Below are 17,640 nucleotides of genomic sequence, written 5' to 3' on the forward strand. Positions count from 1 at the left end.
AACAATTTCTTGCATGGCGTTTCGTTCAGTTTTCAAAGATCGATTTGTTTCTTTCAATGTCGTTTTCAGCGACTTTATTAATGTATCACATCAACTCAATCGAAGTCAACAACTTTTTTAAGAAAAGATGGTGGGCCTGAGTGGACTCGAACCACCGACCTCACGCTTATCAGGCGTGCGCTCTAACCAGCTGAGCTACAGGCCCATCTTATGGAGCGGGTGATGGGAATCGAACCCACGACATCAGCTTGGAAGGCTGAGGTTTTACCACTAAACTACACCCGCATTATATAGATGGTCGGGAAGACAGGATTTGAACCTGCGACCCCTTGGTCCCAAACCAAGTGCTCTGCCAAGCTGAGCTACTTCCCGACTATGTTATTAAGAAAATGGCGCGCCCGAGAGGAGTCGAACCCCTAACCTTCTGATCCGTAGTCAGACGCTCTATCCAATTGAGCTACGGGCGCATTATATAGTTGGTGCGGTTGAGAGGACTCGAACCTCCACGGGGTCTCCCCCACTAGCCCCTCAAGCTAGCGCGTCTGCCATTCCGCCACAACCGCGAATCGTTTTTTCGTAAATCATTGTTTGAATTGGTGCGGGTGAAGGGACTCGAACCCCCACGTCGTAAGACACTAGATCCTAAGTCTAGCGCGTCTGCCAATTCCGCCACACCCGCAAAAGAAAATGGTGAGCCATGAAGGATTCGAACCTTCGACCCTCTGATTAAAAGTCAGATGCTCTACCAACTGAGCTAATGGCTCGATAGTGGCTGGGCTAGCTGGATTCGAACCAGCGCATGACGGAATCAAAATCCGTTGCCTTACCGCTTGGCTATAGCCCAATATCGATGTTAGTTATTAAAATGGCGGTCCTGACGGGAATCGAACCCGCGATCTCCTGCGTGACAGGCAGGCATGTTAACCGCTACACCACAGGACCACTTAATGCAGTTTTGTTTTTATATAAAAGTTGGTGACCCGTACGGGATTCGAACCCGTGATACCGCCGTGAAAGGGCGGTGTCTTAACCACTTGACCAACGGGCCATAAAAATGGCGGAGAAGGAGGGATTTGAACCCTCGCGCCGCTCACGCGACCTACACCCTTAGCAGGGGCGCCCCTTCAGCCACTTGGGTACTTCTCCGTTTGGCTCCACAGGTAGGATTCGAACCTACGACCGATCGGTTAACAGCCGATAGCTCTACCACTGAGCTACTGTGGAATAATATGATGTTTGTTGTCGTCTGCGTTATCGGCGACATTTAATATAATAACTCATCCAGCAAGCAAAGTCAACACATTCTCATAAGTTTTTTAAACTGTTTTTGAAGCGTTGAATGAGCGTTTTGGACAAGTCTCTCAAAGAGACTATATTAATTTAACACATAGCACTTGTACCGTCAATAATAACATTCAAGAAGTTTTGAAGAGTTTTCCCTTGCACTTTCCACAAACGAACCTTGATGTATCTATTCTTCGTTTCCTTTTATAAGAAGCTTCGCACTTTGAGCATTGATAAAAGTGTTTCACCTTCTCCGTACGCCTTTGATTAGGAACAGCCTGGCAGTAGCGCGAGCCACCCACACGATTGAGAAGTACTTTAAAATCTCGATCTCGATGCTTATATCCCTTTCCTTGAATGTGAAGATGGTAGTGGCAAAGCTCATGCTTAATGATTCCCGTTAGTTCATCAAGACCGTACTCATCGTAATGCTTCGGATTGAATTGAAGGTTATGGGACCTCAATAGATAACGACCACCAGTTGTTCGTAAGAGTGGATTGAACGTTGCTTCGTGAGCAAAGGGTATTCCGAATGATTCGATCGATATTTTTTCTACCATTGATTGTAGCATTTCATTATCCATAAATATCCCTCCTGTGCTTCGAACACACCCAAGCAGTTTATCATAAACTAATTTACAGCATCTAATCAAACGTGTCATTAGTTAAAAGGAGGAGATTTTGATGCCTGTCTGGTTTAAGAGACAGCTTCAACAAGCCTATTTAGAGAAAGACCGCTATCAGATTAAGTTATTAAACCAATGTTGGTTCTTTTATAAAAGAAAACACCGCCCCTAAGGGCAGTGCTTATGATGGTTGTAACATTGTAAGGGCAATTCTCTCCCTTTGTAAATCAACACTGTCTACCCATACAGTAACAACTTGACCTACATGGACCACGTCCATTGGGTTTTTGACGAATCGATTCGTTAATTTTGAGATATGCACGAGGCCATCTTGTTTCACACCTATATCAACAAAAGCACCAAAATCGACTACGTTCCGGACTGTACCTTCTAGCTCCATTCCTTTTTCAAGGTCTTCCATCTTCAGAACATCTGTTTTCAATAATGGTTTAGCAAGGTCATCTCGCGGATCTCTTCCGGGCTTTTGAAGTGACTTGATAATATCCTTTAACGTAGGTTCTCCTATTTCAAGCGTTTGAGCCGTTACTTTAACCGAAAGTGATGAAAGTGCTTGAACAAGTTTATCTGAACCAATATCTTTTGGATCACATCCAATTTGGACAAGCAATGCTTTCGTTACGTTATAACTTTCTGGATGGATTTCCGTTTGATCTAGGGGTTGTTTTCCTTCCATAATCCTTAGGAACCCGATACACTGCTCGTATGTTTTCGCACCAAGCCTAGGTACTTTCTTTAACTGTACGCGACTCGTGAACTTTCCTTCTTCATCTCTCTTTTTCACGATATTACTAGCTACTGACTTAGACAGTCCTGCAACATATTGAAGGAGGGACACAGAAGCAGTGTTCACATTAACCCCTACCTGGTTTACTGCAGTTTCTACTACGAACGTTAGCTGATCATTTAACTTCTTTTGTGAAACATCATGCTGATATTGGCCAACTCCAACTGACTTTGGATCGATTTTCACGAGCTCAGCAAGAGGGTCTTGAACTCTCCTCGCAATTGAAACAGCGGATCGTTCTTCTACCTGAAGTGATGGGAACTCTTCTCTTGCAAGGTCTGACGCTGAATAGACGCTTGCCCCAGCCTCATTAACGATTAAATAGACTACTTCAGATTCTACTTCATTGATCACTTCGGCAACAAACTGCTCAGATTCTCTTGATGCAGTACCATTTCCGATTGCAATCATTTCGATATCAAATTCCGAAATTAGCTTTTTGACGATCTCTTTTGATTTTTCGACCTCAGAACGCGGTGGAGTGGGATATATAACTGATACATGAAGCATCTTTCCTGTATCGTCAACAACCGCAAGCTTACAACCCGTTCGATAAGCTGGATCTAACCCAAGCACTCTTTTTCCTTTTAGAGGTGGCTGAAGCAGGAGGTGCTTTAAGTTCTCAGAGAAGATATGTATCGCCTGATCCTCTGCCACTTCTGTTAATTCCTTACGAATCTCCCTCTCTACGGAAGGTTGAATCAATCGCTTATAAGCATCTTCAATCGTTTCTTCCATAATGGAAACACAATCTCCCTGCTGCTCGCGAATCAGCTTTTTGCGTAAGTATTCATATATCGTATCAAAAGGTGTGACGACGGAAGCCTTCACTACTCCCTCTTTCTCTCCTCGGTTGATAGCAAGAACGCGGTGAGGAACAATCTTCGCAATTCCCTCTTGGTAGTCGTAATACATTTCGAAGATTTTCTTAGGATCATCTTCTTCTGATTTCACTTTCGTTTGAAGCGTACCGTGCTGAAACGTCTTCGCTCTGATCCACTTCCTCGCTTCCGCATCATCCGAGATCCATTCTGCGATAATATCTTTTGCACCCTGTAGCGCATCTTCTATAGTAGAAACTTCTTTTTCTTCTGAAATAAAAGTAGATGCTATTTCTTCTGGATTTTCTTTCCCCTCATTCAATAACCATTCTGCTAATGGCTCCAACCCTTTTTCTTTTGCAATCGTAGCTCTTGTACGCTTCTTTTGTTTATAAGGTCGGTAAAGGTCTTCGACTTCTTGGAGCTTTGTCGCTTTCACTAGCTTCCCTTTTAACTCATCCGTTAACTTACCTTGTTCCTCAATAAGACGAATTACTTCTTCTTTTCGATTCTCGAGGTTTTGTAAGTAAGTCCATGACTCCTGAATCCCTCTTAACTCAACCTCATCAAGGCCACCGGTCAGTTCTTTTCTATACCTGGCAATGAACGGCACAGTGTTCCCATCATCTAAAAGCGTGATGACCTGACGAACACGTTCTTCTGATATATTCAGCTTTCGTCCTACTCTATTAAATAGTTCCGGTTGCTTTTCAGCCGTAATTCCCAAAGCCATTCCTCCTAATTACATACATAATAGTATAAGTTTACAGGAATATCACCCTCGTTAAAAGTCTCTCCAAAATAAAAAAGCCCTCCATAATTACGGAAGAACTTTTCACTAGACGGGTTTCCCCACGAGTAACGTGATATCATCATTTGTTGGTGGCAGTGTATTTGTTAGGTGACGAAAGGATTCTTCGACCGTATCATACTTAGCAATCATCGCATGATTTCTTGAGCTAATTTGAACACCATCAGAAAACGTTATGAATGAAGAGCCTTTAGGATATTCGATGTTTTGAACTTTAACTTTCTGAAGCTTACCCGAAAGATAACCTGAATAGGATATCGGACGAATAATTCGACCATCGGGATGGTATACAATTAGATTGATATTGCCGATTCCGCTGAACTCCATTTGTCTCGTTTGGAGGTTCAATTTGAAAATAGACAAGACACATCCTCTTTTACCTTTCATCTCTTCATTGGCAAGCTTCATTAATTCATCTACATCTTCTTCCTGGTTATCCTTCACAGCATTAATCGCTGCAAGTGAGGAATCTCTTGCCAGATCTCCGCTTCCAAGACCATCTGCTACAGCACAGATGAAATGGTCCTTGGTTTCTTCAACGAAATAGCTGTCTCCACACATCTGATTACCGTCTTTTGCCTTTTGATATGCTGCTACGGTCAACTGGTCAAATTCATAATGATGATACATACCTAAAAGGCCTCCGTAGGTTCTATACGAATTGCCTGCCTTAGCTTTTCTAAAGCCCTACGTTGTAATCTAGAGACATGCATTTGTGAAATCCCTAACTTCTCACCCGTTTCCTTTTGACTCATGTTCTCGAAATACGTGCAGTTAAGTATTTCTTGTTCTCGCTCACTTAGAACAGCAAACGCCTTTTTCAATACCATCTGTTGATCGACAAGATCAAAGCCTTGTTCCTGGTCACCGACTAAGTCGAGTAAGGTAACTGTACTACCTTCCTGATCAGCCTCGATCGAACTGTCAACAGACAGAGCTTGGTAGCTTTTGCCCATTTCCATCGTCTCAAGTACTTCCTCTTCAGAAACATTGAGGTATTCTGCCAATTCATCCACTTTTGGCGAACGCTGTAATTCGTTTGTAAGATCTTCAACAGCTTTCTTAATACGTGGCCCTAGTTCCTTTATTCTACGGGGAACATGGACACTCCACGTTTTATCACGGATGAATCGCTTGATCTCACCTACGATGGTTGGAACTGCAAACGACTCGAAGCTTCTTCCAAACGAGGAATCATAGCGTCGAAGCGCAGCAAGCAACCCAATCATACCTACTTGGGAAAGATCATCATGAATGCTTTTACCTTTTGAGAACTTCCTTGCGAGGGATTGAACTAAATCTTCGTATCTTTCGACTAACTTAAGTTGGACCACTTCATCAGTCGGATCATTTTGATATTGTTCAATCCATTCGTATACTTCATTCTTGCTATCTTTATTTTGGGGTTGATGAGATTGTGCCGGCATCTGCTTCCACCCCATCTCTGTGGAGGAACTTCGTCATCATCACAACAACACCATCCTCTCCACTGATTTCCACTTTGTCCATCAGCGATTCAATAAGAAAGAGCCCTAATCCTCCTTCACTGAGTTGATCAATGGATTTATCACTATCAACAGGTCCGAGCTTCTCAGAGACCTTAGAGTAATCAAAGCTTTGCCCACGGTCTAGAACCATCATTTCAAGTCGATCTTCATAAATGCCATAACCGATTGTGATTTGTCCTTTTTCGTCTTCTTTGTAAGCATGGTTTACAGCGTTCGTACATGCTTCAGATAGCGCGATTTTGATATCTTCGATTTCATCATATGAGTAGCCCATACGGTTCGCAATTCCTGAAACTGTTAATCTTGCTACACCTACGAATTCAGCCTGGGCTGGTATTTTCATTTCTACGAAATCAGAAATATTGATCACTTTGATCCCCCCTTTGCGTCTTCGATGTCAATCACTTCGTCTAGACCAGTGATTTCAAAAAGACGTTGAACTCTCGATGTCATACCACGAAGTTTTAGTGTACTACCATGTTCTTTAGAGGATTTAAGGGCTCCGACGAAAACGCCCAATCCTGTACTGTCCATATAATTAACATCACCGAGGTGAACGAGTGTTTCATGACTTTCCTTACCTGTTAGTGGAAGCAAAGCTTCTCGCAGTTGGGGTGCAGTGTATGCATCAACTTCTCCTGCAATGTATAGATTATGTGTATTTCCTTGATCCTCTTGTTTGATCTGCAAATTCATAACATTTCCCCCTTATAGGTCGTTACATAATAAATTTTCTTTTCACGAAATGAATACTAAATTCTTATTCCACGTTTTAGAGAAAACTAAACCTTTCTTCTCAAAATTAATAGTGTAAAGTCATCTCGGAGTTCAAATTCTTGCAGTCGCTCAAGCTCTTTGTAGACAGAATCCACGATTTCTTGCGCAGAGAGGTGTATATATTTACGGATCATAGCGACAATCTCATCACGTTCGATGAAACCTTGGCTCGATCGACATTCTGTTACACCATCAGAGAGCATGATAACCATATCGTTCCCATTTAGTACGCGCTGATATTCTCGATAAGATGTTTTCTTCGAAACTCCAAGGACTAGACCCTTTGTAAAGAGTTCCTCGAACTGATCTTTTTCCGAATCGTAAAAAAAGCCCGGTTCATGACCGGCGCCTGCATAATAAAATGAATGAACCCTGGAATCATATAGACCATAAAACATTGTGATGAACATATTGGGATCAACATTTTGTTCGACGACGCGGTTTAAGTTTTCAAGAACAGCACCAGGCTGCATTCGTTGCTCAGGAGCACTGTCCATCGCGTATTTAATCATACTCATACAGAGCGCAGCAGGAATCCCCTTACCAATAATGTCTGCGATCGCAACGCTTACGCAGTCATTTTCATCCTGAACGAAGTGGTAATAATCCCCGTTCATTTTTTGGGCAGGTTTGCTTATTGCACCGATATCCAGATTATCCACTTCTGGTTTCTTTCCTGCCAGAAGTGTTTGCTGCATATTAGCAGCAACCTCAATTTCTGATTCGAGTTGCTGCTGTCTGTTTCGAAGACTTTGGTGCTCACGGTACGCGAAACCGTAACCAATCATCATTTCGAGTAAAAAGTCATATGAGTTCTTAAGGGGCTCAGGCAAATCAGGGAAGAGCTCTTCTAGGACGCTAACATGGAGACTAACCGCCTCTTCAGGAGAAATTTGTTGTTCAATCATCTTTCTGCTGAACTGCTGTCCTTTATAGAGCGTCTGTTCTGACTGTTCCTCTAAATAGTTCTCTAATATCGATTTGTACTTTTCATACTGAAGGTCTCGGTCGTCCATTCTTGCTTATCCTCCTTACCGGAGCCATTTTATCGCTGTTATATTCGTGCCCTCATTTTCTTTTGAGTCTATTGTGAATTCATCCATGAGGCGTTTCACACCTGGAAGACCAGCTCCGAGACCACCCGAAGTCGTAAATCCATCTTCCATCACTCGTCTTATATCTTTAATTCCAGGACCAGAATCAGCCGCTATAATTTTTAAGCCTAGTTTGCTACCGGCCTCAGTTCGTTCAATAGTTACTTCACCTTTTCCGGCATAGAGATATATGTTACGGGCGAGTTCTGAGATCGCAGTAGTAATTCTTGCTTGATCCACTGTGCCAAACCCCAGTTCTTTAGCAATGTTCCTACCCGATTGTCTCGCTTTAACAATATCCCACTCATTACGGACTTCCACACAGGATTGGATATTCATTGCTTATCCCCCCAATTCCTGTTGTAATTTCTCTAACCCCTGTTCTAGATCTAATGCTGTAGGGACATTTTTCATCATGATACCTAAGTCGATCAAAGTAATCGCAACGGCGGGTTGGATACCCGTCAACACTACTCTTGCCCCCATTAAATTCGACATGCGCACAACATCGCCTAGTACTTTCGCGATGAAGGAGTCAATCATATCAACAGAAGTTAGATCAATGACAACCCCCTTTGCTCCTGTTTCATGAATCTTTTCGAGCAAATCTTCCTGAAATTGCAGGGCGGTTTTATCATCTAAGTCTACTTGAATCGTTATTAATAAATATTCATTGAGTTTTAAAATAGGAATTCGCACGGTATTTCCCCCTATTCATCAAGGTCGATCATTTGTCGTTTTGTCATTTCTAAAGCCGTTTTCATACCTTTGAATAAGGTACTCTTTGTTGGAAACTGTCCTAAATCTATACCTAAGTTAACAATTGTTTGTGCAATCTCTGGCCTGATACCAACAAGGATACATTGCGCACCAACGAGTCGAACCGCTTCAGCAGCCTGTATTATATGGTGAGCTACCATCGTATCAACAACTGGAACACCAGTAATGTCGATCAACACGACCTGAGAGCGATGTTTGATCACACCGGTCAAAAGGTTCTCCATGATCAACTTGGCTCTTTCCGTATCAATCGTGCCGATCAGAGGCATCACACTAATATTCTCAAAAACGGGGATTAATGGAGCTGATAATTCTTGAAGAGCTACCTTTTGGATCGAAACAGTGTTTTCCCAGTTTTTTGAGCTTTCATTGATCAATTGATTGATAATCGGATCGATCCAACGATCAATTTCGTCATACATATTGAAGACTTTCTCACTAGAATGATTCGCATCGAGTAGCACTGCTAAGATAATTCTACGGAAAGTTTGAAGACCTTGAGTGATATAGCTCAGTCTCCAGCCTACCTTTAATAATCTCTCAGCAAACTCTGTCATCCGTTCGGTCGGTCTATGAACGTTCTGTTCAATGTGTGTGTAAATAATCTCAAAGAGTTCATTATTTGTATCTTCATACGTTGCGTCGGTTATCGATTGCAACCTATGATCTTCACGCGCTCGTTCCATTTCATCCATCCATCTGGAATAAATGCGCTCGCGGCTTTCATTTAAAATCTGAATGATTAGCTTGTCCATGGTGCTCCTCCCTACAATCAACATGCTTAACATCTATCTTCTCATTACGAGTGAAGACTCGCAATAAATATACTTTCCGAGTATTATCCTATTTCATCACTATTATCTTAACACACTTTTCGACAGAGCTAGAAAATTCCCTTCTTTCGACAACATGAAATGTTTTACATCTCATCAAAAGTGATATATAACAAAAAAACTGCTCTAAGAGCAGCTCCGTTTTGCGAATATCTAATTGTTAAAAATCAATAAGCCCAAGGCTGATCTGCAGGGCTTCTTGCACCCGCTGCATCATACCCTCATCAAGGTGAGTGATTTTATCAGTTAAACGCTGTTTATCAATCGTGCGTATTTGTTCTAATAAAATAACCGAATCACGTTCAAATCCATATCGTTTGGCATCAATCTCTACATGTGTAGGGAGCTTTGCCTTTTGAATTTGTGCAGTAATTGCGGCAACGATGACAGTTGGACTAAAACGATTCCCGATGTCGTTCTGAATGATAAGGACTGGTCTAACTCCGCCTTGTTCAGAACCTACAACAGGAGAAAGGTCAGCAAAATACACGTCACCTCGTTTGACAATCAAGCCGTTACACCCCGCTTACTAAGCGGTCCACGGTGTGCTCTGCTTCCTCCTCAACAAGAAAGGCTTCTGCTGCAAGGTTCAAATTAATCTTTGCCATCTCCATGTACCCTTGGCGCATGGCGTCACGAATCTGCCGCTTCTTTCGTTCGCGAATATACATTGTCGTGGCCTGTGAAATGAACTCGTTACGATCGACCTGTTCCTGTTGAATAATACCATCCACCTCATTCAAAATATGTTGTGGGAGAGTTACAACAATCGATTTTTTGTTTGCCTCTGTCACAAACATACACCTCCGAAGCACTGCTACTCATAATATAATTCCACTATTAATACTACCATTGTAAGCGTCTCATTGCAAAACAACTTTCCACAAGACTATTTCAACAAATTCTTGCAAATTCCTGTTTATATTTTATTATTTTTTTAAAATTGTATTCATTACGCCTTTTTTTTCTTTGTTTTCAATGAATACTCTAGGGACACGATGACTGATAATACAAGGAATTTCATAGTTTATCGTCTCTAGTTGCTCTGCAATGTCGTCTATTGTAATTTCTTGAGAGCCCTGTGACCCAATTAGTGTCACTTGCGTTCCTATAGGAAGTTGATGTGGAAGACTCACCATGAACTGATCCATACAAATTCTCCCCACGATCGGTACCTTTACGCCGTTTACTAGTACACTCATCTTATTAAGCTTTCTGATCCATCCATCAGCATACCCAACAGGAACTGTCCCAATCCACTCTCCTCGAGATGCTTTATAGGTAGAACCATAGCTAATAGGGTCGCCTTCATCCATCTGTTTCACGTGCACGAGTCGACTGTGCAGGCTGAAAGCCCGCTTGAGCTTAAATGGCTTACTCTTCTCCATATCAGGTGAAGGAATAAGTCCGTACATCGAAATACCAACTCGAACAAGATTACCGATTCGGTCTGGTATCCTCATAGACCCGGCACTATTTCCAAGATGAATCCAATCGGGTTCAATTCCACTAGCTTTAAGAGTAGACGCTAGCTTCTCAAATTGCTCAAGCTGAGTTTCAATGAACATATTCTCTGGTTCATCAGCTGTAGCAAAGTGTGTGTAAAGTCCCTCAGATATAATAGAAGGATTACGCTTGAGAGATTCCCCTATATGGTTTGCTTCTTCCTCACCCTTTATACCTAATCTGCCCATACCTGTATCTACTTTTAGATGAACACGAAGTTCTTTTCCACCTAGCACTTCCGAAACCTCGTCGATCCAATCTTTTTGAAAGGCTGTGAGTGTAATATTTTGTTCGGATGCAAGCTTTGCATGTATAGCTGGCACATAACCAAGCACGAGAATCGGAGCGTCGATTCCAGATTCTCTAAGACTCAATGCCTCATCCAAAATCGCAACAGCGAGATAGGAAGCCCCGGCACTTAGCGCAGTACGAGCGGAAGCTTCTGCACCATGTCCGTAACCATCCGCTTTTACGACTGCCATGATTGAAACACTCTCAGGAACGTGTTGCTTGAATGAAAAGATGTTTTGTTTGATTGCATCGAGATTGATCTCTGCCCACGTCTCTCGATAGAACGATTGATTATCCATTATTAATTCCTCCATCAGAAGCGATCACTCTGGCTTCTATTTTAGGAGTTTTTTATCAAAGATGCTACTTTCAACTAAGTGAGAAAGTGTTTTTTTGAAAAAAGGTTCAGCCATGTACACATAGCTGAACCCTCATGAAGTCTTATTTAATTTCAGTTTTACCGTAAACTGAACGGGCAACTGCTGCCATTTCTTCCGTCGATAGCTCTGTTGAAGCAAGGAAGAAATCAACACCATCATAGTGCCAGGAAATGGTTGTATCCGTCATGATCCCCATCGTAAATCCAAGGTCGATCGGCTCTCCATTGCTCATCGTAACTGGTGTACTCGTCTCTAGAGCCGCTTCACTTTTTTCCTCGATCAGGGTGAATGACTTTTCACCTGTGAAGCTCAAAATCACTTTATTCTGAGAAACCTCTTTCTCATCAGTGAGCCCTGTACCTTGTGGTTCGTACATTGGGTAAACAACTTCAAAAGGCTCATTCGTAGCAGCGATTACAGGAACTTCTAATTGAGCTGCCGTCATATTTCTTTCCATATCGAATGCTCCTTTATCGAATGAAGCATTGAACTTCATATCAGAGAATTCGATGTTTACGAGCGGCTTCATATCTTGGTTCATAATCGAAACTTTTTCTGGCGCAAGGTCTTTTTTGTTCAGCGTAATAGACTGTTTGGATAAATTCTTATTTTGATAGTTCGTGTTCGTTGTGAAAACATAATCCTGATCCTTTGCTTCGAACTTAGCAGCTGAATCATTTAGAATATCCTGAACAAGAGTGTTATAAAGATACGCTTGGCTTCCATTCTCTGGCCAGTCACTCTGGAATCGAAAACTTTTATTCAATGCCGGCGTTAGAACAAAAACCCCTTCATCATTTCTTAAGATAATTTGACTTTGTTCTTTTGAAGCATTCTTTAATTCAACACGATAATAAGATGGCTTCTGATACCATACTTCTACATCGTAACGCTGTGGCTCATCACCAGTCTCAAGAGTCATTTTGGCGTTGACCTTATAACTATCCATTTCGTTTAATTTCTTATCGAGTGAATCCACCACATCCTGCTGACTTTTTTGCCCGCACCCTATAAGCACAACCATCATCAATACACCTAGAAGTAAAATGGAACTGAACCTTTTCACTGTATTCAACTCCTTTGCCTCATTTAAAACGACAAAGAAGGTTCCTGTTTGGTGAAAAACTTATCCGTAATGATGTTTCAGAAATGAATGCAGAACAGCCGGAATCTGTTCAATGACATCGGTTGCCAGTACATCAAGCGTAGAATGTGCAGACTGGACAAGCATATCTGCTGCTTTCCCGTGAAGATAAACAGCATTGCTGATTCCTTCTTGAATCGACTGACTGTGCATAACAAAGGCAAGTACCATACCTGTTAACACATCGCCTGAACCGCCTTTCGCAAGTGCGGGATTCCCAGTCGGATTCACGAACTGGTTACCATCAGGATCTGTAACGAGAGTGTATGGGCCCTTCAATACGAGATACACGCCAAATTTCCGTGCGAATCTGTATGAGATCTCAAATCGATTTTGTTGTATCTCTGCAATCGAATAGCCTGTTAATCTGGCCATTTCTCCTGGATGAGGAGTTAGTATTGTAGGGGCTTGCCTTTTGGTCAGCTCTTCTTTTAGTCCACTCAAGTGATAAAGGGCATCAGCATCGAGCACAAGCAGACAATCTGCTTTCATTACAGTCTGAACGAGCACTCTTCCGCCCTCTTCTCGTCCTAGACCAGGTCCAGCCGCTATTCCATCAAATGAAAGCTCTTCTGACACTTCTCCTGTGAAGTGACCACCTTCAGAAGGCCAACCTTGAAAGATCGCTTCAATTAGCGCACCAGCTGTAACCGAAAGAATCTCTTCTGGCACTGCAGCCTGTATTAATCCTGCCCCACTACGGTATGCTGCTTTTGCCGTCATGATAGGAGCCCCAGCCATTCCGCTTGAACCACCAATAACTAGCCCTTTACCATGGCTACCTTTATGAGAGGATGCCGTTCGATCACTAAGGGTGTTTGCTACATCTTCATTCGTCCACATTTGCTTGGAACGAGATGTCTCGAATGCTCTATGAGGAAGGCCTATATTTAGAATTTCAAGTTCTCCGTAATAGTCAGCATCAGGGTAAAGGAAAGCACCCGTTTTTGGAGCTTGAAGAGTATATGTCCTCTCGGCTCTTATCGGTTTTGCTTCTCCTTCATATCCCCCATCAGATTGGAACCCACTAGGAAGATCCACTGAATAGACGGAGACTTCCGACTTGTTCATACCTTGGATTAGTTCCTTATATGGAGAACGAATCGGTCCTGAAATTCCAAGTCCAAGAAGACAATCGATCATGACTGTATAATGGTCAAGATGGCTAAGCAGTTCTTCATTCAAGGCTTTCCACTCGAACCCTGAATTTCGGAAAATAGTAAAGTGAGTCCTTGCATCTCCCTTCAACTTCTTAATAGGGGGGACGACCCAGACATCAACATCATACCCATGTTCTTTCAAATACCTAGAAAGAACAAAACCATCTCCGCCATTGTTTCCAGTACCAATAACGACTGCAATTCGTTGACCCTTCAACCTCTCTCTCATTGCATCGAACAACGCTTTACCAGCGTTCTCCATGAGCATTGCACCACTTAAGCCGATCTCCTCCATGGCAAACCGGTCTGCTTCATACATTTCTTCCCCGGATACGATTCTCACAACAGGTCCCTCCTGACCGTGATAAAATATATGAGCCAAATCTCAATGATATGCAGACTAGCTTGACGAGCTTTCAATAATTATTTGAGCTATGGCATGATCTTTTGTGTGTGAAATTGAGATATGTACTGTCTTTTCAGCGTTTCCTTCAATAAAAGGAGCACCGTCTTTTGATTTCTGAACCGTGATATCCTGAAAGCTTAACTTCCCAATTCCAGTGCCTACTGCTTTCGCATACGCTTCTTTCGCTGCGAATCGCCCTCCTAGAAACTCGATCTTTCTATGTCCTTTCAACTTTTCAAACTGTGCTAGTTCTTCCTTCGTTAAGATACGCGCAGGAAAATTCACATTTCGCTCAATCGCTTTTCGAATGCGATCTAATTCAATCATATCGATCCCTATACCCTGAATCATCTAACTCCTCCAATGTACTAATCCAATGCGTTAGCTCATAGTTTTAATAATAGTGCTCTTCTAACAGCTATGCTAAACTAGAAATAATTAATAGTGGAAACACCTGCCTGTAACAGGCAATTTTTCTATACTTCTTATAAAGGTGGTCGACTTCATGTTTTCAAGAAATGAAGACTTTCGCTCATTTATTCGTTATTATCCTATCATCTCCATACTTATTGGTATACATATCCTCCTCTTTCTTCTCATAAACCTTTTAGGTATGCGGTCGATCTTTAACTTGGGTGCTGGTGTTAATGGATATATTGAAGCTGGTGAATACTGGAGACTTGTTACACCGATCTTCCTTCATGCTGGATTCGCTCACGTATTGTTCAACTCGTTTTCACTTTATCTTTTCGGACCAGCTCTTGAGCAAATGCTAGGTAGAACAAAGTTCCTCATCGGGTACTTTGGTGCAGGAATCATTGCGAATATAGCAACCTTCTACCTTCAGGATAGCTATTTCAGTCATGTTGGAGCTTCCGGAGCTATTTTTGGGCTATTTGGAATTTACTTTTATATGGCATTCTATAGAAAAGAATTGATCGATCAAGCGAATTCGCAATTGATTCTTATGATTTTAGGTATTGGTCTCTTAATGACCTTCGTTAGCCCTAACATCAATATCCTTGGTCATATATTCGGTTTTCTAGGGGGAGCTGCACTAGCCCCTATGCTCCTAACAAAAGCGAGTCGTTTTATCGATCGTGGTATAGTAAAGATTCGGTACACAGATGATCCAGGGTCCATTCGATTTAAACCAAACCGTTGGAAAAGGAGAACGCCTCGAGGTGGCCAGAGTCCTGTTTCAAAAGTATTATGGGGAATTTTCATCGTTCTCGTTTTACTTGGTTTTATCGTTAGATTTCTATAAGAGAAGATATAATGAAAGACACCGGCAATCCACTTCCACTGGATTACCGGTGTCTTTCGTTTGATGAGAGTATATACTTTGAAATGGCGTCTTTTAAGCTTCCTGTAATGTGGAACGTTTGATCGACGTTGAAATCATTTTCCATCAGACGAAAAACGTGACGAGGCTTTAAACCGCTAAGAATTGGATTAACTCCTACCAATTGAATCATTTGATAAAAAGATTGAAATGCAAAGACTCCGGTCTCCTCTATCTCACCGATTCCATTAAAATCCAGAATGACATGTTCATAACTGCCAGTCTGAAGGGTTGAGAGTAACTGTTGCTCATTGATTAGAAATAATTCCTCATCAAGTGAACCAAAGAGCGGAATGACACATAGATTCGAAGAGATTGGGAGGAATGGACTCGATAACTTCTTTATTTTATTCATCGCATTTTCGAGTTCTTCTTTCTTATCTAACAAATCAAAGTTTGTTTCTGCTAATCGATCACGCTGCATTTGGAGCATAGAAGAAAGTTCCATGATCTGAGAATCCTGTCTCACACACAGTATCTGCCCTTCACCGTTATCTGTCCAACGAGCAAAGACTTTAAATAACATGTAAGGTGAATCCACTGTGTTTAATACGAGCTCGATTTCGTCCTTATTTTTCAATAAATCAATAGCTTTCTGCTTGCTTTCGGAATCAACACAATCAAGAAAAGACGCTGGTTTTGAAAATAATTCAGTTGCAAGCTCTGACTGCTCTTTAATGTTTAAATCGTGATCTACAAGAAATGCAGGTAACGGATGATGAACAAAGTCAACCATGATCACGACCATCACCTTTCTGTTCTTCAAGCCACAATTTAATTTCTTTAAGGTCAGGTACGAGCACCGTGTTCGTTGAGCAGTATTTAGATAAATCGTACATCGACGCAAGCCTACCACCGACAAGAACTTCTGGCTGATTGGATAAATTTCCTAGTTCAGTTACGTACTTCGATAATTGGTCCGCATTGTACAATATTGCCACTGAAATTCCTACTACCAAAGGCTGCCACTTACTCGCTGTATCAACCGCATATTCAAGAGGTAGATTAGCTCCTAATAACCGTGTATCCCAACCGTACTCTTCAAATAATAATGAAATCATTTTCAAGCCTAAATAATGCTGTTCTTGGTCGATACATAAGAAGAGTGCGCGCTTACCATTAGAAGGCTGTTTCCATTTCTTTTTCGCATAAGCATATCTAGAAAGAACATAGTCACAGGTCGTCGTTGCAAGGTGTTCATCTGCAACGGTAATTTCATTCTCTTCCCATAGCTTTCCTACCAATTGCATTGCATGTGTTAACACTTCAAAGGCAAGGTGACTACTATCGAATAATTCTGATTCAGTTTCTATTAGTTCCCATGCTTTATCCTCGTTACCTTCTAAAAGCAAATCGGTTAATTGTTTGATATCTACAGGCAAATTCTCACCTCTTTTACAATGAAGGACTATCTACATTCAATTCTTCTAATTCCTCTTTCCCTTTCGAGAGAATCCTTAAGTAGTCCTCTTTATATTCGAACTCGTTTGTTTGTTGTATTTCCTTTTCAAGCCGCTCAAAATTGTCGACCACATGCTTTGTTTGCATGCCTCTAGTCGTTAACAGGTTGTTTAACCAAAGTGCATAATCAATAAAGAACTCATCTGATTCTAACTTGCAAGCTGAGTCTAAATGCTTGATATGGTGGTAGTTATCTTCTCTGCATTTCGTTCTTCCTCGTTCGCCGAATTTCTCTAGCAGTTCAGGCATGTCTTGATAAATCCCTTCAACTACTCGTGCAACAATATGATCGATTGTTTCCTTCATTCTGCAACTACCTTATATCGGTATACTTTTGGCTTAACAGCAGCCAATTCGGCATCAGGATACTTCTTCTCTAATTCATGTATCTCTTTGTACGCTGGACTTTTCATCCAAGCGAAAAAGTGCTCCTTCGTCTCCCATTTCATTTGTACGGTCAACTCTTCTGGGCGATGTTCACTTTGTAGTAGAGTAAAGGATATAAAGCCGTCAAAGTCATCAACTCTTCTAGACCTTTTTTGATAAATTCCGATGACCTCGTCCACTTTATCTTTAGGTACTGTGATGACAGAGTTCACAATGTACAT

22 protein-coding genes and 12 tRNA genes are annotated in these 17,640 nt (G+C 41.7%); 2 read left to right on the forward strand and 32 right to left on the reverse strand.

What is annotated here, in order from left to right:
- Positions 1–128: 128 nt before the first annotated feature.
- From LCM09_RS19515 to LCM09_RS19575, 13 genes are all read right to left on the reverse strand, one after another.
- Positions 129–205 (reverse strand) — tRNA-Ile (locus LCM09_RS19515).
- A 6-nt stretch (positions 206–211) separates the two neighbouring features.
- Positions 212–285, reverse strand: a tRNA-Gly gene (locus LCM09_RS19520).
- 10 nt (positions 286–295) lie between these two features.
- A tRNA-Pro gene (locus tag LCM09_RS19525) sits at positions 296–372 on the reverse strand.
- 18 nt (positions 373–390) lie between these two features.
- Positions 391–467 (reverse strand) — tRNA-Arg (locus LCM09_RS19530).
- Between the two features lie 10 nt (positions 468–477).
- Positions 478–563 (reverse strand) — tRNA-Leu (locus tag LCM09_RS19535).
- Positions 564–594: 31 nt separating this feature from the next.
- Positions 595–679, reverse strand: a tRNA-Leu gene (locus LCM09_RS19540).
- 9 nt (positions 680–688) lie between these two features.
- Positions 689–764: transfer RNA gene (locus LCM09_RS19545), tRNA-Lys, on the reverse strand.
- A 5-nt stretch (positions 765–769) separates the two neighbouring features.
- Positions 770–844, reverse strand: a tRNA-Gln gene (locus LCM09_RS19550).
- Between the two features lie 22 nt (positions 845–866).
- A tRNA-Asp gene (locus LCM09_RS19555) sits at positions 867–942 on the reverse strand.
- Positions 943–973: 31 nt separating this feature from the next.
- A tRNA-Glu gene (locus LCM09_RS19560) sits at positions 974–1,048 on the reverse strand.
- A gap of 7 nt (positions 1,049–1,055) precedes the next feature.
- Positions 1,056–1,146 (reverse strand) — tRNA-Ser (locus LCM09_RS19565).
- A gap of 3 nt (positions 1,147–1,149) precedes the next feature.
- Positions 1,150–1,224: transfer RNA gene (locus LCM09_RS19570), tRNA-Asn, on the reverse strand.
- A 191-nt stretch (positions 1,225–1,415) separates the two neighbouring features.
- Positions 1,416–1,868, reverse strand: coding sequence for a SprT family protein (locus LCM09_RS19575; protein ID WP_224885301.1), 453 nt, complete (start codon positions 1,866–1,868; stop codon positions 1,416–1,418).
- 100 nt (positions 1,869–1,968) lie between these two features.
- Here LCM09_RS19575 and cmpA point away from each other — a divergent pair, with 100 nt between their 5' ends.
- Positions 1,969–2,082: a cortex morphogenetic protein CmpA gene (gene cmpA / locus LCM09_RS19580; RefSeq protein WP_224885303.1), complete on the forward strand. Its 114-nt coding sequence runs from the start codon at positions 1,969–1,971 to the stop codon at positions 2,080–2,082.
- Between the two features lie 9 nt (positions 2,083–2,091).
- Here cmpA and LCM09_RS19585 read toward each other — a convergent pair whose 3' ends face one another.
- From LCM09_RS19585 to acpS, 15 genes are all read right to left on the reverse strand, one after another.
- Complete coding sequence (locus LCM09_RS19585) at positions 2,092–4,269, reverse strand: Tex family protein (protein WP_224885305.1); 2,178 nt, start codon at positions 4,267–4,269, stop codon at positions 2,092–2,094.
- 105 nt (positions 4,270–4,374) lie between these two features.
- The gene (locus LCM09_RS19590) at positions 4,375–4,977 is read right to left on the reverse strand and encodes a SpoIIE family protein phosphatase (RefSeq protein ID WP_224885307.1); all 603 of its coding nucleotides are present in this window, start codon (positions 4,975–4,977) and stop codon (positions 4,375–4,377) included.
- Positions 4,978–4,979: 2 nt separating this feature from the next.
- Positions 4,980–5,774, reverse strand: coding sequence for an RNA polymerase sigma factor SigB (sigB, locus tag LCM09_RS19595; RefSeq protein ID WP_224885309.1), 795 nt, complete (start codon positions 5,772–5,774; stop codon positions 4,980–4,982).
- Positions 5,743–6,198 carry an anti-sigma B factor RsbW gene (gene rsbW / locus LCM09_RS19600; RefSeq protein WP_263623098.1) on the reverse strand — a complete coding sequence of 152 codons (456 nt, stop codon included), beginning with the start codon at positions 6,196–6,198 and terminating at the stop codon, positions 5,743–5,745. Before rsbW ends, sigB begins: the two co-directional genes overlap by 32 nt.
- 23 nt (positions 6,199–6,221) lie before the next feature.
- Complete coding sequence (locus LCM09_RS19605; RefSeq protein WP_224885314.1) at positions 6,222–6,551, reverse strand: STAS domain-containing protein; 330 nt, start codon at positions 6,549–6,551, stop codon at positions 6,222–6,224.
- A gap of 86 nt (positions 6,552–6,637) precedes the next feature.
- A complete protein-coding gene (locus LCM09_RS19610; RefSeq protein ID WP_224885316.1) occupies positions 6,638–7,648 on the reverse strand; it encodes a PP2C family protein-serine/threonine phosphatase in 1,011 nt (336 codons plus the stop codon).
- A gap of 15 nt (positions 7,649–7,663) precedes the next feature.
- The gene (locus LCM09_RS19615; RefSeq protein WP_224885318.1) at positions 7,664–8,065 is read right to left on the reverse strand and encodes an anti-sigma regulatory factor; all 402 of its coding nucleotides are present in this window, start codon (positions 8,063–8,065) and stop codon (positions 7,664–7,666) included.
- A gap of 3 nt (positions 8,066–8,068) precedes the next feature.
- The gene (locus tag LCM09_RS19620; RefSeq protein WP_224885320.1) at positions 8,069–8,425 is read right to left on the reverse strand and encodes an STAS domain-containing protein; all 357 of its coding nucleotides are present in this window, start codon (positions 8,423–8,425) and stop codon (positions 8,069–8,071) included.
- 11 nt (positions 8,426–8,436) lie between these two features.
- The gene (locus tag LCM09_RS19625) at positions 8,437–9,261 is read right to left on the reverse strand and encodes an STAS domain-containing protein (RefSeq protein ID WP_224885322.1); all 825 of its coding nucleotides are present in this window, start codon (positions 9,259–9,261) and stop codon (positions 8,437–8,439) included.
- Between the two features lie 238 nt (positions 9,262–9,499).
- The gene (ndoA, locus tag LCM09_RS19630) at positions 9,500–9,850 is read right to left on the reverse strand and encodes a type II toxin-antitoxin system endoribonuclease NdoA (RefSeq protein ID WP_048312992.1); all 351 of its coding nucleotides are present in this window, start codon (positions 9,848–9,850) and stop codon (positions 9,500–9,502) included.
- Between the two features lie 4 nt (positions 9,851–9,854).
- Positions 9,855–10,139, reverse strand: a complete 285-nt coding sequence (locus LCM09_RS19635) for a CopG family ribbon-helix-helix protein (RefSeq protein ID WP_263623097.1) — start codon at positions 10,137–10,139, stop codon at positions 9,855–9,857.
- A 129-nt stretch (positions 10,140–10,268) separates the two neighbouring features.
- On the reverse strand, positions 10,269–11,435 hold the full coding sequence (gene alr / locus LCM09_RS19640; RefSeq protein ID WP_224885326.1) for an alanine racemase: 1,167 nt from the start codon (positions 11,433–11,435) through the stop codon (positions 10,269–10,271).
- 142 nt (positions 11,436–11,577) lie between these two features.
- Positions 11,578–12,582: a LolA family protein gene (locus tag LCM09_RS19645; protein WP_224885328.1), complete on the reverse strand. Its 1,005-nt coding sequence runs from the start codon at positions 12,580–12,582 to the stop codon at positions 11,578–11,580.
- 60 nt (positions 12,583–12,642) lie between these two features.
- Positions 12,643–14,163 (reverse strand): NAD(P)H-hydrate dehydratase, encoded by a 1,521-nt coding sequence (locus tag LCM09_RS19650; RefSeq protein ID WP_224885330.1) that lies wholly within the window; start codon positions 14,161–14,163, stop codon positions 12,643–12,645.
- Positions 14,164–14,220: 57 nt separating this feature from the next.
- The gene (gene acpS, locus LCM09_RS19655; RefSeq protein WP_224885332.1) at positions 14,221–14,577 is read right to left on the reverse strand and encodes a holo-ACP synthase; all 357 of its coding nucleotides are present in this window, start codon (positions 14,575–14,577) and stop codon (positions 14,221–14,223) included.
- A 154-nt stretch (positions 14,578–14,731) separates the two neighbouring features.
- Here acpS and LCM09_RS19660 point away from each other — a divergent pair, with 154 nt between their 5' ends.
- Positions 14,732–15,493, forward strand: a complete 762-nt coding sequence (locus LCM09_RS19660) for a rhomboid family intramembrane serine protease (protein WP_224885334.1) — start codon at positions 14,732–14,734, stop codon at positions 15,491–15,493.
- A gap of 43 nt (positions 15,494–15,536) precedes the next feature.
- On the opposite strand, the gene LCM09_RS19665 is transcribed toward LCM09_RS19660, so the two are convergent.
- Genes LCM09_RS19665 through LCM09_RS19680 form a run of 4 tightly spaced genes read right to left on the reverse strand, consistent with a single transcriptional unit; the run spans position 15,537 to position 17,640 of the window.
- Positions 15,537–16,337 carry an STAS domain-containing protein gene (locus LCM09_RS19665; RefSeq protein ID WP_224885336.1) on the reverse strand — a complete coding sequence of 267 codons (801 nt, stop codon included), beginning with the start codon at positions 16,335–16,337 and terminating at the stop codon, positions 15,537–15,539.
- Positions 16,300–16,953, reverse strand: a complete 654-nt coding sequence (locus LCM09_RS19670) for a cobalamin B12-binding domain-containing protein (protein ID WP_224885338.1) — start codon at positions 16,951–16,953, stop codon at positions 16,300–16,302. The genes LCM09_RS19665 and LCM09_RS19670 overlap by 38 nt, the downstream gene beginning before the upstream one ends.
- 13 nt (positions 16,954–16,966) lie before the next feature.
- On the reverse strand, positions 16,967–17,338 hold the full coding sequence (locus LCM09_RS19675; RefSeq protein ID WP_224885340.1) for a hypothetical protein: 372 nt from the start codon (positions 17,336–17,338) through the stop codon (positions 16,967–16,969).
- Positions 17,335–17,640 (reverse strand): antibiotic biosynthesis monooxygenase family protein, encoded by a 306-nt coding sequence (locus tag LCM09_RS19680; protein ID WP_224885342.1) that lies wholly within the window; start codon positions 17,638–17,640, stop codon positions 17,335–17,337. Before LCM09_RS19680 ends, LCM09_RS19675 begins: the two co-directional genes overlap by 4 nt.

The sequence above is a fragment of the Guptibacillus algicola genome, assembly GCF_020171805.1.
In the GTDB taxonomy this organism is placed as follows: Bacteria; Bacillota; Bacilli; order Bacillales; family Guptibacillaceae; genus Guptibacillus; species Guptibacillus algicola.

Excerpts from the sequence above, each read along its gene's own strand:
- rsbW (WP_263623098.1), bottom strand. The coding sequence starts at position 6,198 with ATGAAAATACCAGCCCAGGCTGAATTCGTAGGTGTAGCAAGATTAACA.
- LCM09_RS19605 (WP_224885314.1), bottom strand. The coding sequence starts at position 6,551 with ATGAATTTGCAGATCAAACAAGAGGATCAAGGAAATACACATAATCTA.
- LCM09_RS19660 (WP_224885334.1), top strand. The coding sequence starts at position 14,732 with ATGTTTTCAAGAAATGAAGACTTTCGCTCATTTATTCGTTATTATCCT.
- cmpA (WP_224885303.1), top strand. The coding sequence starts at position 1,969 with ATGCCTGTCTGGTTTAAGAGACAGCTTCAACAAGCCTATTTAGAGAAA.
- LCM09_RS19575 (WP_224885301.1), bottom strand. The coding sequence starts at position 1,868 with ATGGATAATGAAATGCTACAATCAATGGTAGAAAAAATATCGATCGAA.
- LCM09_RS19625 (WP_224885322.1), bottom strand. The coding sequence starts at position 9,261 with ATGGACAAGCTAATCATTCAGATTTTAAATGAAAGCCGCGAGCGCATT.
- LCM09_RS19590 (WP_224885307.1), bottom strand. The coding sequence starts at position 4,977 with ATGTATCATCATTATGAATTTGACCAGTTGACCGTAGCAGCATATCAA.
- LCM09_RS19610 (WP_224885316.1), bottom strand. The coding sequence starts at position 7,648 with ATGGACGACCGAGACCTTCAGTATGAAAAGTACAAATCGATATTAGAG.
- LCM09_RS19680 (WP_224885342.1), bottom strand. The coding sequence starts at position 17,640 with ATGTACATTGTGAACTCTGTCATCACAGTACCTAAAGATAAAGTGGAC.
- acpS (WP_224885332.1), bottom strand. The coding sequence starts at position 14,577 with ATGATTCAGGGTATAGGGATCGATATGATTGAATTAGATCGCATTCGA.
- LCM09_RS19615 (WP_224885318.1), bottom strand. The coding sequence starts at position 8,065 with ATGAATATCCAATCCTGTGTGGAAGTCCGTAATGAGTGGGATATTGTT.
- LCM09_RS19635 (WP_263623097.1), bottom strand. The coding sequence starts at position 10,139 with ATGTTTGTGACAGAGGCAAACAAAAAATCGATTGTTGTAACTCTCCCA.
- LCM09_RS19585 (WP_224885305.1), bottom strand. The coding sequence starts at position 4,269 with ATGGCTTTGGGAATTACGGCTGAAAAGCAACCGGAACTATTTAATAGA.
- LCM09_RS19675 (WP_224885340.1), bottom strand. The coding sequence starts at position 17,338 with ATGAAGGAAACAATCGATCATATTGTTGCACGAGTAGTTGAAGGGATT.
- alr (WP_224885326.1), bottom strand. The coding sequence starts at position 11,435 with ATGGATAATCAATCGTTCTATCGAGAGACGTGGGCAGAGATCAATCTC.
- sigB (WP_224885309.1), bottom strand. The coding sequence starts at position 5,774 with ATGCCGGCACAATCTCATCAACCCCAAAATAAAGATAGCAAGAATGAA.